Origin of the sequence: Ferrimonas pelagia (genome assembly GCF_039543565.1) — a bacterium.
Classification (GTDB): Bacteria; Pseudomonadota; Gammaproteobacteria; order Enterobacterales; family Shewanellaceae; genus Ferrimonas; species Ferrimonas pelagia.
Genome location: NZ_BAABJZ010000059.1, coordinates 1 through 13423, shown reverse-complemented (window position 1 = coordinate 13423; position 13423 = coordinate 1). Strand labels below are relative to the sequence as shown.

14 protein-coding genes are annotated in these 13423 nt (G+C 57.1%); 8 read left to right on the top strand and 6 right to left on the bottom strand.

Features of this window, described 5'->3' with window-relative positions:
* Positions 1–174 precede the first annotated feature (174 nt).
* Complete coding sequence (locus ABEA08_RS09945; RefSeq protein ID WP_345335140.1) at positions 175–345, top strand: hypothetical protein; 171 nt, start codon at positions 175–177, stop codon at positions 343–345.
* A 7-nt stretch (positions 346–352) separates the two neighbouring features.
* Here the strand turns inward: ABEA08_RS09945 and ppa are convergent, their stop codons facing one another.
* The 5 genes from ppa to ABEA08_RS09920 all read right to left on the bottom strand — a co-directional run bounded on the left by ppa (position 353) and on the right by ABEA08_RS09920 (position 4524).
* Complete coding sequence (gene ppa / locus ABEA08_RS09940; RefSeq protein WP_345335139.1) at positions 353–886, bottom strand: inorganic diphosphatase; 534 nt, start codon at positions 884–886, stop codon at positions 353–355.
* A 108-nt stretch (positions 887–994) separates the two neighbouring features.
* Entirely contained in the window at positions 995–1957 is a 963-nt protein-coding gene (locus ABEA08_RS09935) for a class 1 fructose-bisphosphatase (RefSeq protein ID WP_345335138.1), read from the bottom strand.
* Positions 1958–2042: 85 nt separating this feature from the next.
* Positions 2043–2297: a hypothetical protein gene (locus ABEA08_RS09930; protein ID WP_345335137.1), complete on the bottom strand. Its 255-nt coding sequence runs from the start codon at positions 2295–2297 to the stop codon at positions 2043–2045.
* A gap of 490 nt (positions 2298–2787) precedes the next feature.
* Complete coding sequence (locus tag ABEA08_RS09925; RefSeq protein ID WP_345335136.1) at positions 2788–3111, bottom strand: hypothetical protein; 324 nt, start codon at positions 3109–3111, stop codon at positions 2788–2790.
* Positions 3112–3204: 93 nt separating this feature from the next.
* The gene (locus tag ABEA08_RS09920; protein WP_345335135.1) at positions 3205–4524 is read right to left on the bottom strand and encodes a Na+/H+ antiporter NhaC family protein; all 1320 of its coding nucleotides are present in this window, start codon (positions 4522–4524) and stop codon (positions 3205–3207) included.
* Between the two features lie 217 nt (positions 4525–4741).
* Between ABEA08_RS09920 and mpl the strand changes: the two genes are divergently transcribed.
* From mpl to hpt, 3 genes are read left to right on the top strand one after another with little or no spacing between them, the layout of a single operon-like run.
* Entirely contained in the window at positions 4742–6109 is a 1368-nt protein-coding gene (mpl, locus tag ABEA08_RS09915; protein ID WP_345335134.1) for a UDP-N-acetylmuramate:L-alanyl-gamma-D-glutamyl-meso-diaminopimelate ligase, read from the top strand.
* Complete coding sequence (locus tag ABEA08_RS09910) at positions 6096–6740, top strand: flavin prenyltransferase UbiX (RefSeq protein WP_345335133.1); 645 nt, start codon at positions 6096–6098, stop codon at positions 6738–6740. Before mpl ends, ABEA08_RS09910 begins: the two co-directional genes overlap by 14 nt.
* A 19-nt stretch (positions 6741–6759) precedes the next feature.
* Positions 6760–7287 carry a hypoxanthine phosphoribosyltransferase gene (gene hpt / locus ABEA08_RS09905; RefSeq protein WP_345335132.1) on the top strand — a complete coding sequence of 176 codons (528 nt, stop codon included), beginning with the start codon at positions 6760–6762 and terminating at the stop codon, positions 7285–7287.
* Between the two features lie 58 nt (positions 7288–7345).
* Here the strand turns inward: hpt and ABEA08_RS09900 are convergent, their stop codons facing one another.
* Positions 7346–8116 (bottom strand): outer membrane protein assembly factor BamD, encoded by a 771-nt coding sequence (locus tag ABEA08_RS09900; RefSeq protein WP_345335131.1) that lies wholly within the window; start codon positions 8114–8116, stop codon positions 7346–7348.
* A gap of 122 nt (positions 8117–8238) precedes the next feature.
* Between ABEA08_RS09900 and rluD the strand changes: the two genes are divergently transcribed.
* The 4 genes from rluD to ABEA08_RS09880 all read left to right on the top strand — a co-directional run bounded on the left by rluD (position 8239) and on the right by ABEA08_RS09880 (position 13021).
* Positions 8239–9210: a 23S rRNA pseudouridine(1911/1915/1917) synthase RluD gene (rluD, locus tag ABEA08_RS09895; protein ID WP_345335130.1), complete on the top strand. Its 972-nt coding sequence runs from the start codon at positions 8239–8241 to the stop codon at positions 9208–9210.
* Positions 9210–9941 (top strand): peptidoglycan editing factor PgeF, encoded by a 732-nt coding sequence (gene pgeF, locus ABEA08_RS09890; protein ID WP_345335129.1) that lies wholly within the window; start codon positions 9210–9212, stop codon positions 9939–9941. The genes rluD and pgeF overlap by 1 nt, the downstream gene beginning before the upstream one ends.
* A gap of 61 nt (positions 9942–10002) precedes the next feature.
* On the top strand, positions 10003–12576 hold the full coding sequence (gene clpB / locus ABEA08_RS09885) for an ATP-dependent chaperone ClpB (protein ID WP_345335127.1): 2574 nt from the start codon (positions 10003–10005) through the stop codon (positions 12574–12576).
* A gap of 112 nt (positions 12577–12688) precedes the next feature.
* Complete coding sequence (locus ABEA08_RS09880) at positions 12689–13021, top strand: hypothetical protein (protein WP_345335125.1); 333 nt, start codon at positions 12689–12691, stop codon at positions 13019–13021.
* Positions 13022–13423 lie beyond the last annotated feature (402 nt).

Genomic DNA, 13423 nt, shown 5'->3' with positions numbered 1-13423 from the left:
TTGTTTGTTTTCATGCCATCAGATTGACGGTATTGCGAGATCGTTCAAGCCTAAATTGAGCAAAATTTGTCGATCATCAATCGATCGCTGATCTCGCTGTCAACAGCGCGCGGGTGAACGGTTACCTATCGCCGCGGCGAGTATGCCGAGGCGGTACGTCATTACGAACGGGCATTGAAGCTGGCGGACTATCGGCACGAGTTCCACTTTGGGATCTCGCGGGCTTACTATCAGAATGGTCAGCGATGGCTCAGTGAGCGCCACCTCACCCAGGCGGCGGCATTGGCCCCAAGTGAGGAGAAGCAGCGCTACCAATATAAGCTGGCGGCGCTGCGCTTACGTTGAAGGCGCTTTACCCTTGTTGCTGATAGCGCTCGGCTGAGGAGAGGATCTCGGCGCGCGCTGCATCGGCGTTATCCCAGCCATCAACCTGAACCCACTTGCCGGATTCCAGCTCTTTGTAGCGCTCAAAGAACTGCTTGATCTGCGCCTTCAATAATTCCGGCACATCATCTACGTCTTGAATATGGTCGTATTCCTGCGAGAGTTTGGTGTGCGGAACGGCGAAGATCTTTGCGTCCTCACCGGACTCGTCGGTCATCTTCAGCACGCCCACCGGCCGACAGCGGATCACGGAGCCGGGTTGCAGTGGGAATGGGGTCGGCACCAGAACGTCGACCGGATCGCCGTCTAAGGAGAGGGTGTGATTCACATAGCCGTAGTTTGCGGGGTAAAACATGGGGGACTTCATCAGGCGGTCGACGAACAGTGCGCCGCTGTCTTTATCCACTTCGTACTTGATGGGGTCGTGATTCGCTGGGATCTCGATGATCACATAGATATCGTCTGGCAGCGATTTTCCCGCTGGTACGTGATTCAAACTCATAGAGAAATTCCTTGTTCTGAGTTGGAGGGGAAGCGTGGGGCCAGTATAGCTTGCCCCCGCTTGGGTAATAAAGTCGCTATCGTCCTGATAGCAACCCTAAGTCCATTGTTAGCCGTGATGTTGCAGGCAGTGTTCCACTTCTCGGCGCGAGCCTAAGATCACGGCAACCCGCTGATGGATGTGATCGGGCTGGATCGCCATGATCCGCTCATAGCCGGTGGACGCCAGTCCGCCGGACTGCTCCACTAGGAAGGCCATCGGGTTGGCTTCGTACATCAGGCGCAGTTTGAAGGGCTTGGCGGGATCCTTGGTGTCGGTGGGATAAGCAAAGATCCCACCACGGCTGAGCACCCGATGGACATCGCCCACCATGGCGGCGATCCAGCGCATGTTGAAATCTTTGCCGCGGGTGCCGGCTTTGCCCTGCAGCAGTTCTTCTATGTAGCCTTGCATGGCCGGTTGCCAGAAGCGCTGATTGGACATGTTGATGGCAAATTCGGCGGTTTGTTGCGGCACCTTGACGGCGGGATTGACTAGGACAAATTCATCGCTGGTGGGATCCAGCGTAAACATCCAGGTGCCCTGGCCGGTGGTCAATGCCATGACGGTGGCTGGGCCATACAGCATGTAGCAGGCGGCCAGTTGATTTTCCCCTGGCTGCATAAAGGCGGCTTCGCTGACTACGCCTTGCTGGGCCGGAAGTACGGAGAAGATGGTGCCGACCAGAGAGTTGATGTCGATATTGGAGGAGCCATCGAGGGGATCGAAGCTGATCAGGAAGCGGCCGGAGTCATGGCTGGCGACCACGTGATCTTCCTCTTCCGACGCCAGCGCTTTGACCAGCGGTTGAGCGGCCAGCTTGCGCTTGATCAGATCGTTGGCGATCACATCCAGTTTCTTTTGGGTTTCCCCCTGCACGTTTTCACTTTCGGTCGCGCCCAGGACGCCGGCTAGGGCACCGCCACGGACCAAAGCGCTGATCTCGGTCGCGCAGTCGGCCAGAGTGAGCAGCATTTGATGGAGTTCGGGTTCGACATTTCTCGACGCAAGTAGATCGTGCAGCGTTTCCATTTAACCGTCCTGTTTTGCTGAAATCGAAAGGGGAAAACAGCCGCATGATAACGGATGGCGAGAAAAAGCGCATCGCCCAGGTGGGTTAGGAGTGGGCGGCGCGTTTATAGCGTTGCCATAGGGTGCGCAACAGCAGCAGGGTGATCCCGACGAGCGCCAGTCCAGTGGAAAACAGCGCAACGGGAGGAGGCAGGAAGGTCAGGATCGTCATAAACAAGGCGATGCCGATCGGCCACATCCACCAGATCCCGGAGGCGAGAAACGCCACCAGCAGGTAGGGGGCAAGGAGGGCAAACAGGCCAACCACGGCGTAGAGAAAGTTGACGGTGAGCGTGGACATAGCGGGCCATTAAACGTTTACTTTTAATGCAAGTTTAAGGGCTGTGTGACTTTTCTGATGTGATCTGGCACAAAAAAACGCTGTGTTTTAAGTAACTGTTGAAGCCCTATCGCGCAGTTCGAGGTCTACGCCGCATTTAGGCCGCCTAGTGCAGCGCTGAGCGTTGGTGCGTGGAGGCAGACCGGGAGCTGGACGGAGCCTTTTTGAAAGCGGCTGGCCGCTTTTGTCGTTGAAAAAGGGCGACTTTCAGCGTGTCTGCTGGAGCACGCCATAAGCGAGGGAACAGCGAAACGCAGCGGTAGGGGTGTACAGAGGGGCTCGCCCCCCATGCCTTCACAAAGATGGCTTGCCGTCGCCAACGCGACTTAGTGGGTGAGGTCGATGCTATAGGCTGAGATATAAAACGAAAAGTTCGACCAACAGTTAACTCACACACAGCACAAAAAACGCCGAGCTAAGTCGGCGGTTTGGCTTGCAGCGGCCCGAGGGCTTAAAAGATGATGGCGCGGTTGGCCCAGAGCAAGGCAGGCAGCAGCAATGCGGGCAACAGATTGAGCAGCAGGGCGGCAAAGGCTTGGCCATTGGGGCCGGCGATCAGGGTTTTGAGCGCGCGCAGGCCACCCCAGACATTGAATCCCCAGCCGATGGGGATCAGCAGTGATGCCAGGATGAAGGCCCAGCCACCCAAGCCTGACATCATCTGTCCCGCTTCGGCGGCATCACTGACGAAGGCGTAGGGAGCAAAGGCGATGAAGAAGGCCATCATGTAGAGGCCGTAGCCGATCCCGGCCAGTTTGAGTTCACGCAATGTCATGAAAGGCTTAATTCTCTTGGCGAATGATGGACGCATTGTACAAAAACGGCCACCGAATGGGTGGCCGTATGGAATTTTAATTCGGTCGCAGGCTTAGCCGCGTTGATTGCGCCATAGGATGGTGCCAATGGCCAGTGCCGCCAGGATCATGCAGTACCAGCCGTGCGCGACGACGGTCAGCGGTGACAGGGCAAAGGTGGACGCCAGCAACAGGGCTTGCGCCCCGTATGGGATCAGGCCTTGAATGATGCAGGCGAAGATATCCAGGGTCGCTGCGGCGCGGCGCGGTTTGACGCCGTTGTTGTCCGCCAGATCTTTGGCCACAGGGCCGGCGACGATGATCGAGACGGTGTTGTTGGCGACGCAGGTGTTGGTGGCGGCCACCAGAGCACCCATGCCCAGCTCGGCCTTTGCCGGTGTGCTGTTGCCCAGTGCAGAGGTGATCTTCTGGGTCATCCAAGCCAGACCGCCTTGTTGGGTCATCAGCGCTGCCAAGCCTCCGACCAGCATGGAGAGCAGGAAGATCTCTTGCATGTTGGTAAAGCCTTGGTAGATGTCCTGGCCGAAGGTCATGACGCCATAGTCACCGCCAAATAGGGCGGTCAGGCCAGCCAGGAGGATCCCGATGGACAGCACCAAGAAGACATTCAGGCCGATCACCGCCAACACTAGGATGGTGAGATAAGGCGCTACCTTGGCCAGCTCGATGGTCTGGGTTTCAACGTTGGCCTGGCCGCTGCCCGCGATGGTGAACAGCAGGATGGCAAGGATGGCGGCCGGGCCAGCAATGCGGATGTTTTCACGGAACTTGTCCTTCATCTCGGCGCCCTGGGTGCGGGTCGCGGCGATGGTGGTGTCGGAGATGATGGACAGGTTGTCGCCGAAGATCGCGCCGGACAGCACCACACCGGCCATCAAGGCGGGATCGATCCCGGCTTGCGTGGCGATCCCCAATGCCACCGGGGCTACGGCGGCGATGGTGCCCATGGAGGTGCCCATGGAGGTGGCGATAAAGGCGCTGATCAGGAAGATCCCAGGCAAGAGCAGTGAGGTTGGGATCAGGGTCAGGCCAAGGGCGACGGTGGCATCAACACCACCGGTTGCGCTGGCGACCGCGGCAAAGGCACCGGCGAGTAGGTAGATCAAGCACATGGCGATGATGTTGCTGTCGCCAATGCCACGCATAAAGGTTTCGATGCTGTCGTTTAAGCGCTGCTTGCTCATCGCTAGGGCAATGATGATGGCGGGCAGGATGGCGATCACCGGCGACAGTTGATAGAAGGCGTAGTCGGTGCCGATGGCTTGAAAGTAGACGCCAGCGCCCACGAAGAGGGCCAGGTAGATCAGCAGTGGCAACAGGGCCAGCGCGGATGAGGTCGGTTGGGCGGCGGTACAGGCCTGAGTCTGACTCATTTTCTCGTTCTCGTTGATGTTTTACCGGCAATCCGCTGCCTGTTTCTGATCCTCATCTGACTCCCTGAGGCGAATTGTAGCGCAATGTACGGGATATCTGGCCTTCCGTCAATATAGACGTCTAAACGGCTTTGTGTCTGGGTGGACATGGCTTCAAGGATTCAGCCGCTAGGTTGGATCCGTTACAATGCTCCTTTTTGGCCGACACGGACATTCTATGCACATTCATATCCTAGGGATCTGCGGTACCTTTATGGGAGGGCTGGCGTTGCTGGCACGCAGTGAGGGCCACCGGATCACCGGCTCGGACGCCAATGTTTACCCGCCGATGAGCACGCAGTTGGCCGAGCAGGGGATCGAGTTGATCCAAGGGTATGATCCCAGCCAATTGGATGAAGCGCCCGATCTGGTGGTGATCGGCAATGCCATGAGCCGGGGTAATCCGTGCGTTGAAGCGGTGTTGGAGCGTGGTCTGCCTTACACCTCTGGTCCTCAGTTTCTGGCGGATCATCTGCTGAAAGAGAAGTGGGTGCTGGCGGTGGCGGGCACTCATGGCAAAACGACGACGGCATCGATGCTGGCTTGGGTGCTGGAAGACAATCAGCTCGCGCCGGGCTTTTTGATCGGTGGGGTGCCCCGTGAGTTTGGGGTGTCGGCCCGTGCCGGGGATACGCCGTTCTTTGTGGTCGAAGCCGATGAGTACGACAGCGCCTTCTTCGACAAGCGTTCCAAGTTTGTCCATTACCGCCCGCGCACCTTGGTGATCAACAATCTTGAGTTTGATCATGCGGATATCTTTGACTCTTTGGCCGACATTCAGCGTCAGTTCCATCATCTGATCCGGACTGTGCCCGCGGGCGGTCAGATCATCGCTCCGGCCCACCATGCGGCGATCGAGCAGACGTTGGCGATGGGCTGTTGGAGCGAGTTGGTTGCGCTCGACGACGACAGCGGCTGGCAGGTTAAGAAGTTGGCCGCAGACGGCAGTGCCTTTGAGGTCTGGCTCGGTGGTGAGCGGCAGGGCACGGTGCGTTGGGATCTGATCGGCGATCACAACATCAGCAATGCCTTAGCGGCATTAGCGGCGGCGCGCCATGTGGGGGTGCGCCCGCATGACGGGATCGCCAGTTTGGCGCGTTTTGCCGGGCCGAAACGCCGTCTTGAGCTGCGCGGTGAGGTTGCCGGTGTGCGAGTTTATGATGATTTTGCTCACCATCCTACTGCCATTGCGACGACGCTGGCGGGACTGAAGGCGCGGGGCGGCAGCGGCCGGCTGCTGGCGGTATTAGAGCCACGCTCCAACACCATGAAGCAAGGGGTGCATCAACACACGTTAGCGCGATCCTTGGCCGATGCTGATGCGGCCTTCGTGCTCAAGCCCGATGGCTTGGATTGGGATATGGATGCCGCGATGGCGTCAGCGCCGGTGCCGGTGAGCCTGCGTTTAAACGTGGAACAGCTCGTGACGGCGGTGATCGCGCAAGCAAAGCCGAACGACACCATCGTGGTGATGAGTAATGGCGGGTTCGGTGGTATCCATCAGAAATTGCTTACGGCACTGGAGAAAAACCATGACAAAGCGTGAGCAAGCCATCACTTTGGCGCTTACCGGCGCCTCCGGAGCGCCCTATGGTCTGCGTCTTCTGGCGTGTCTGCTACAATCCGGCCTTCAGGTGCATCTGATGATCTCCTCAGCCGCGCGGGTCGTGTTGGCCGAGGAGCAGGCGATGAAACTGCCTGCGGCGCCAGAGGCGTGTGCCCAGATCTTGGCGCAGCGGTTTAATGCCCAGCCGGATCAGCTCAAGGTGTATGGCAAAGAGCAGTGGTTTTCCCCGGTGGCGTCTGGCTCCGGGGCGCCGCGACAGATGGTGATCTGTCCCTGCTCCACCAGTACCCTAGCGTCGGTGGCAACCGGCATGAGCAACACCTTGATTGAGCGGGCCGCGGATGTGGTGCTCAAAGAGCGGGGCCAATTAATTTTGGTACCGCGAGAGACACCGTTTAATGCCATCCATCTTGAGCACATGCTGAAGCTGAGCCAACTGGGTGCCACCATCATGCCGGCAGCGCCGGGTTTCTACCATAAGCCTCAGAGCATTGATGATCTGGTGGACTTTATGGTGGCTCGGATCTTAGATCACCTGAATATTGAACATCGGCTCATGACCCGCTGGGGTTATGGCCAAACCTCGAAGACTGATAACACCCAAGGCTGATAAGCAAATGAGTGAACTGATGAAGCACACCCTGGAAGAGATGATCTCCCAGGAGGAGATCAACGCCAAACTGGACGCATTGGCTGCGCAGATCAACAAGGACTATGCGGATGTGGACAACCTGCTGTTGGTGGGATTGCTGAAAGGCTCAGTGGTGTTTATGTCTGATCTGGCACGCCGCTTGGATTTTGATGTGCGCATGGACTTTATGACGGCTTCTTCATACGGCGGTGGCACCGAGTCGTCCGGTGAAGTGAAGATCGTGATGGATCTGGCCAACAACATCCATGGCCGTCACGTGATGCTGGTGGAAGACATCATCGATACCGGTCGTACCCTGTCCAAGGTGCGCGACATGCTGATGACCCGCCACCCTGAGAGCTTGAAGATCGTTACCTTCCTGGATAAGCCATCCCGTCGTGTGGCGGATGTCCCTGTGGATTACATCGGCATGCAGATCCCGGATGAGTTTGTTGTGGGTTACGGCCTGGATTACGCTGAGCGTTACCGTCAACTGCCGTACATCGCCAAGGTTATCCCGGCTTAAGTTGCGATTGAGCGGTACAAAAAAGCGCCCGCTGGGCGCTTTTTTGTTGCCATCGGGCTTAGTTGTTACGGGCCAGGCGGTTTTCCGGGTAGGTGGCTTTGAGCACCTGCAGCGCATGGTCCGTCATGGTCTCTTGCCCCAGCTCGCGGTAGCTTTGGATCATGATCTCCAGTGCCAATTCCGTCGATGGGGTGTCTGGGTAGGTTTCCAGAACGAGCTGGGCACGGTTGGCGGCAGCAACCCATGCCTCCATGGTGATGTAGTATTCGGCTACTCTCAGGGAGAACTCCGCCATGCGATTTTTCAGCATGCGCATCCGTTTTTGCGCGTCTGCGGCGTAACGGCTGTCGGGGTAGGTGCGGATCAAGGTTTCGAAATCCCGGAATGCGGCGATGGCATTAGAGGGATCGCGATCGCTACGGTCCAGCCCTATCATGGTGTGGAACAGGTAGCTGTCCGCCTGCATGTTGACCAAGCCCCGCATGTAGTAAACATAATCGATATCGCCGTGGGTTGGGTTCAGGCGGATAAAGCGATCGATGTTTGCCAGTCCACTGGCGCTGTCTTCCAGCTTGTAATAAGCGAAGATCAGATCCAGTTGAACCTGGGTCTTGTGGGCACCGAAGGGATAGCGGCTGTCGAGCGCTTCCAAAATGTCGGCAGCTTTGCTGAAGTTGCCCATTTCCATGGCTGAACGCGCATCGTTGTAGAGCGCTTCCGGGGAGCGGGTATTCAGCTGATATTGGTCATCGTCGCCGGAGCTGGAACAGGCGGATAGGAAGAAAATACTGCTGAGAGCCAGCAGGATCGAACCTGTGATTTTACGCATGCGTGTACGTGATCCCTAAACTTAGCCGTGCGAGAACACGGCAAAAAGCGATAAAATGCAATTTGAGCGATTCTAACAGAACTGATTTTGAATTCGAGCCTTTCCGGCCTAAGCCAGAGACTATGACCCAACAGATTGAATTAAATGGAAATATCTCCGAAACCCAACTGGGGCAACGGTTAGACCAGGCGCTGGCGGAATGTTTCCCCGATTATTCCCGTAGCCGGATAAAAGAGTGGATCCTGGCTGAAAATGTGACCCTGGATGGCAGAATTGCCTCCAAACCACGAGAAAAAGTGGTGGGTGGAGAGCAGATCCGCATTGTCGCCGAGCTGGAAGATGAGGTGACCTCACGGCCGCAGGATATCCCCCTCAATATTGTGTATGAGGATGAAGATATCCTGGTGATCAATAAAACCGCCGATCTGGTGGTGCACCCTGGCGCCGGCAACATGGACGGTACCGTCTTGAATGCTTTGCTGCATCACTGCCCCGAGATCGTCAATGTGCCCCGTGCCGGTATTGTTCACCGCCTGGACAAAGACACGACCGGTCTGATGGTGGTTGCCAAGACGGTACCGGCTCAGACTCATTTGGTGTCGCGGCTGCAAGCGCGCGATATCACACGGGAGTACGAAGCGATTGCCCACGGCATGATGACGGCGGGTGGCCTCGTGGATGAGCCGATCGGTCGCCATCCGCAGCGTCGCACTCATATGGCGGTGACTGAGATCGGTAAACCAGCCGTGACCCATTACCGCGTGGCTGAAAAGTTCCGGGCCCATACCCGGCTGCGTCTGCGCTTGGAAACCGGGCGCACCCACCAGATCCGGGTTCATATGGCGCACTTGGGCCACCCGCTGATCGGTGATCCATTCTACAGTGGACGCCCTCGCCCTCTGAAGGGCGCGAGCGAAGATCTGCGCAACGCTATTCGCGGTTTTGGCCGTCAGGCACTGCATGCTGCCATGCTGCGTTTGGAGCACCCAATGACGGGTGAACTGATGACCTGGCAGGCGCCCATTCCTGACGATATGGTCAAGTTGACCGAGTTGTTGCGCACCGACACGCAAGAGCACGGCTTCGACTACTGATGTGGTTAACCCCTGATTGGCCAGCCCCGGCAACGGTGCTGGCCCTCTCTACGACCCGCTTCGGGGGAGCGTCGTCAGCGCCCTATGCTGGCCTGAATCTGGGACAGCACGTCGGCGATCGGCCCGAGATCGTCGAGGCCAATCGGGCTCGGCTATCAACCGCGCTGCCCGATGGCGCGACGATCCAATGGCTGGATCAGGTGCACGGTACCGACGTGGTGTCTTTGCCAACCACTTTGCCGCTGCCGCAGGCCGACGCGAGTTTCACCGATCAAGCCAACCAATATTGTGCGGTGATGACGGCCGACTGCCTGCCGGTGCTGTTGTGTGATCGGGCTGGAACCCAGGTTGCGGCGGTGCACGCCGGTTGGCGTGGGTTACACGCTGGGGTGATCGAAGCCTGCCTGGCTCGATTCCAGGCACCGGCCAGTCAGATCCTCGCTTGGTTGGGTCCGGCGATCGGGCCGAACTGCTTTGAGGTGGGCGCTGAGGTTCGTGCGGCCTTTGTCGCTGAGGATCGCGCTGCCGAGGATGCCTTTTTGCCACAAGGAGATCGTTACTTAGCCGATATCTATCAATTGGCCAGGCTTCGGCTGCAGCGTGCTGGGGTGAGCGCCCTTTATGGCGATCACTACTGCACGGCCAGCGATCCCTCTCGCTTCTACTCCTACCGGCGACAAGGCCGCACCGGTCGACAAGCTTCCTTGATCGGACTGCGTCGCCAAGCTTGAAAATCGACCGCGTCGGCCCCAAATTCAATTGCAGAGATGTCGTTTTGTAAGGGGGAGACCGATGCGACTCGATCGAATGACCAACAAGTTTCAACTGGCAATTTCTGATGCTCAGTCGTTGGCGCTGGGCCGTGATCATCAATATATCGAACCCAGCCACGTCATGTTGGCCTTACTGGCTCAGCAAGGCAGCAGCGTACGACCGTTACTGCAGGCTGCCGGCGTCAGCGCCGATGCCCTGAGGAGTGAGCTCAGCCAAAAAGTGGACCGATTACCTAAGGTCACGGGCGGTGACGGCGACGTTCAACTTTCACGTGATCTGATCAAAGTGTTGAACCAGTGTGATCGCATGGCGCAAAAGCGTCAGGAGCAATTCATCTCTAGCGAGTTGTTTGTGTTGGCGGCGTTGGAAAGCCAAAGCGAGCTGGGTAATACCTTGATGCAGCTGGGGGCTGACCCAGCCAAACTGAATAAGGCGATCGAAGCGGTTCGTGGCGGCGCTAAGGTGGACAGCGCCGGGGCGGAGGATCAGCGTCAGGCGCTCGATAAGTACACCTTAGATCTAAACGCCCGTGCCGAAGAAGGGAAGCTCGATCCGGTGATCGGGCGGGATCAAGAGATCCGCCGGGCAATCCAAGTGCTCCAGCGCCGCAGTAAGAATAATCCGGTGCTGATCGGTGAGCCGGGCGTGGGTAAAACCGCCATCGTTGAGGGGCTGGCACAACGGATCGTGAACGGTGAGGTGCCAGAGGGGCTGAAAGATAAGCGCGTACTCTCGCTGGACATGGGCGCGCTGTTGGCCGGCGCCAAGTACCGGGGTGAGTTTGAGGAACGGCTCAAAGCGGTACTGAATGAACTGGCCCACGAAGAGGGACGGGTGATCCTGTTTATCGATGAACTGCATACCATGGTGGGTGCTGGCAAGGCCGAAGGTGCGATGGATGCGGGCAATATGCTCAAGCCTGCGCTGGCTCGAGGTGAGCTGCATTGCGTTGGGGCCACGACCTTGGATGAATATCGCCAATACGTAGAGAAAGATGCGGCATTGGAGCGTCGGTTCCAGAAGGTGGTGGTCGACGAACCCAATGTCGAAGACACCATTGCGATCCTGCGGGGCTTGAAAGAACGGTATGAATTGCACCACAGCGTGGAGATCACCGATCCGGCGATCGTGGCCGCTGCCACGCTATCGCACCGTTACGTTTCAGATCGCAAGCTGCCAGACAAGGCGATCGATCTGATCGACGAAGCGGCATCCAGTATTCGGCTGGAGATCGACTCGAAACCTGAGCCGCTTGATTCGCTGGAGCGCCGCATCATTCAGTTAAAACTGGAAGAGCAAGCCCTGCAGAAAGAGGAAGATGAAGCCAGCCGGAAACGACTGGACACCTTGCGTGCACAGTTGGTTGAGCTGGAGCGTGAGTTTGCTGAGTTGGAGGAGATCTGGCGCAGTGAGAAAGCGGCCTTGGCTGGAACTCAGCATATCAAAGCCGATCTGGAGCAAGCGCGGCAAGAGCTGGAAGTGGCTCGACGTGCCAGTGACTTAAGCCGAATGTCGGAGCTGCAATATGGCCGGATCCCGGAGCTGGAGAAACAGTTGGATCTGGCCGCGCAGGCCGAGATGCAGGAGATGCACCTGCTGAAAAACAAGGTAACGGATGTTGAGATCGCCGATGTGTTGGCGAAGGCCACCGGGATCCCAGTGGCGAAAATGCTGGAAGGGGAACGCGAGAAGCTATTGCAAATGGAAGATCACCTGCATCAGCGGGTGGTGGGCCAAGGCGAAGCCGTTGAGGCCGTGGCCAATGCGATCCGTCGAAGCCGTGCGGGGTTAGGCGATCCGGATCGGCCGATCGGCTCCTTCATGTTCCTTGGTCCAACTGGGGTGGGGAAAACCGAGTTGTCCAAGGCCTTGGCCCATTTTATGTTCGATACCGAAGATGCCATGGTGCGGATCGACATGTCTGAGTTCATGGAGAAACATTCGGTGGCCCGGTTGGTGGGAGCACCTCCTGGCTATGTCGGCTATGAAGAGGGCGGTTACCTGACGGAAGCCGTGCGGCGTAAGCCCTATTCGGTGATCCTGCTTGACGAGGTGGAGAAGGCACATCCGGATGTCTTTAACATTCTATTGCAGGTTCTTGATGATGGTCGCCTGACCGACGGTCAGGGGCGTACGGTCGATTTTCGCAATACCGTGATCATCATGACCTCGAACTTGGGGTCGGATCAGACCCAACAGCACTTTGGTGAATTGGGTTACGACGATCTCAAACAGTTGGTGCATGGCGTGTTGACGCAAGCCTTTCGGCCAGAGTTTTTGAATCGCATCGACGAGTCCGTTGTCTTCCACCCACTGGAGCAAACGCAGATCGCCCAGATCGCCAAGATCCAGATGACCAAGCTGGAGCGGCGCCTGGCGGATAGAGATTATCAATTGCAGATCGATGAATCGGTCTGGGCTTTGTTGGCGTCGGCAGGTTTTGATCCCGTCTTTGGTGCACGCCCCCTGAAGCGCGCGATACAGCAGAAGCTCGAAAATCCGCTTGCTCAGCAGATCCTGTCGGGTCAGTTATTACCATCGAAAACCATTCGGGTGAGTGTTGAAGGTGAGCAATTGAAGTTCAAGCAATAAAGTGAGAAGCGCGGCCGCAGGGTCGCGCTTTTGCCTTTATGGGGCAGTGGCGGGCAGCCCCATTTACTGCTAAGAGATCTCTATATGGTCATCACAACGAGGGACCTGAGATATGTTACGTGCTAAATGGTTAATCTTGGCGGTAGCGATGGCACTGCCTGCAGCAGCAAATCATTATGGTGGTACTCAGTACTATCAGTTGGTCAAGCAGTCGGAGCAAGCTCCAGCCAGAGTGGTGGTTGCTCAAGCGACCAGCCGTGAAGCGTTAAAGGCTGAGTTGGCGATGGACACTGAGCGGGACATCAACCAATTGCTGCAAGAGAGCCCGACCGCGGCGGGGGGCGAAGCGGGTGAGATAGAGGCCATACAGGTCGTTGAGCGTTGCTACCATAGTGTTCAAGCGGTTGCCTGCAAGACCAAAACCGTCTATCAGTTGGTGAAATAGTTAGCTTCCTGTCTATTCATATATCTTTTACGTATAAATCGACGCGACGAGCGTCGATTTTTTCGTCTAATATCTACCGGCCACCCCGAATGAGGGGGATAAAGCATCAGATTGGTGGCTTTGTGTGCGAACGGTGCGGATTGGGCGATTTTGAGTTGCAAAGCTGTCAGCAGCACCTATAATTCGCTTCCTGTCGACGGGACAAGGCTTCTAAGCAAACGTTGGAAACAACGGGTTAGCAGCGGTTCTGGTCAAAAAGACAACGGTTGAAAGGGAAGTTTCCAAACGGCCTTTACAACCACGGAGAACAGCGTAATATACGCCTCCTGCTTCGGCAACGAAGCGAACCTTAAGTCAGCATGACTTAAGCGCTCTTTAACAATTTGTCAGACAATCTGTGTG

Excerpts from the sequence above, each read along its gene's own strand:
- rluD (WP_345335130.1), top strand. The coding sequence starts at position 8,239 with ATGACCCAACAGATTGAATTAAATGGAAATATCTCCGAAACCCAACTG.
- clpB (WP_345335127.1), top strand. The coding sequence starts at position 10,003 with ATGCGACTCGATCGAATGACCAACAAGTTTCAACTGGCAATTTCTGAT.
- ABEA08_RS09930 (WP_345335137.1), bottom strand. The coding sequence starts at position 2,297 with ATGTCCACGCTCACCGTCAACTTTCTCTACGCCGTGGTTGGCCTGTTT.
- mpl (WP_345335134.1), top strand. The coding sequence starts at position 4,742 with ATGCACATTCATATCCTAGGGATCTGCGGTACCTTTATGGGAGGGCTG.
- ABEA08_RS09900 (WP_345335131.1), bottom strand. The coding sequence starts at position 8,116 with ATGCGTAAAATCACAGGTTCGATCCTGCTGGCTCTCAGCAGTATTTTC.
- ppa (WP_345335139.1), bottom strand. The coding sequence starts at position 886 with ATGAGTTTGAATCACGTACCAGCGGGAAAATCGCTGCCAGACGATATC.
- ABEA08_RS09910 (WP_345335133.1), top strand. The coding sequence starts at position 6,096 with ATGACAAAGCGTGAGCAAGCCATCACTTTGGCGCTTACCGGCGCCTCC.
- ABEA08_RS09925 (WP_345335136.1), bottom strand. The coding sequence starts at position 3,111 with ATGACATTGCGTGAACTCAAACTGGCCGGGATCGGCTACGGCCTCTAC.
- hpt (WP_345335132.1), top strand. The coding sequence starts at position 6,760 with ATGAAGCACACCCTGGAAGAGATGATCTCCCAGGAGGAGATCAACGCC.
- ABEA08_RS09880 (WP_345335125.1), top strand. The coding sequence starts at position 12,689 with ATGTTACGTGCTAAATGGTTAATCTTGGCGGTAGCGATGGCACTGCCT.
- pgeF (WP_345335129.1), top strand. The coding sequence starts at position 9,210 with ATGTGGTTAACCCCTGATTGGCCAGCCCCGGCAACGGTGCTGGCCCTC.
- ABEA08_RS09920 (WP_345335135.1), bottom strand. The coding sequence starts at position 4,524 with ATGAGTCAGACTCAGGCCTGTACCGCCGCCCAACCGACCTCATCCGCG.
- ABEA08_RS09935 (WP_345335138.1), bottom strand. The coding sequence starts at position 1,957 with ATGGAAACGCTGCACGATCTACTTGCGTCGAGAAATGTCGAACCCGAA.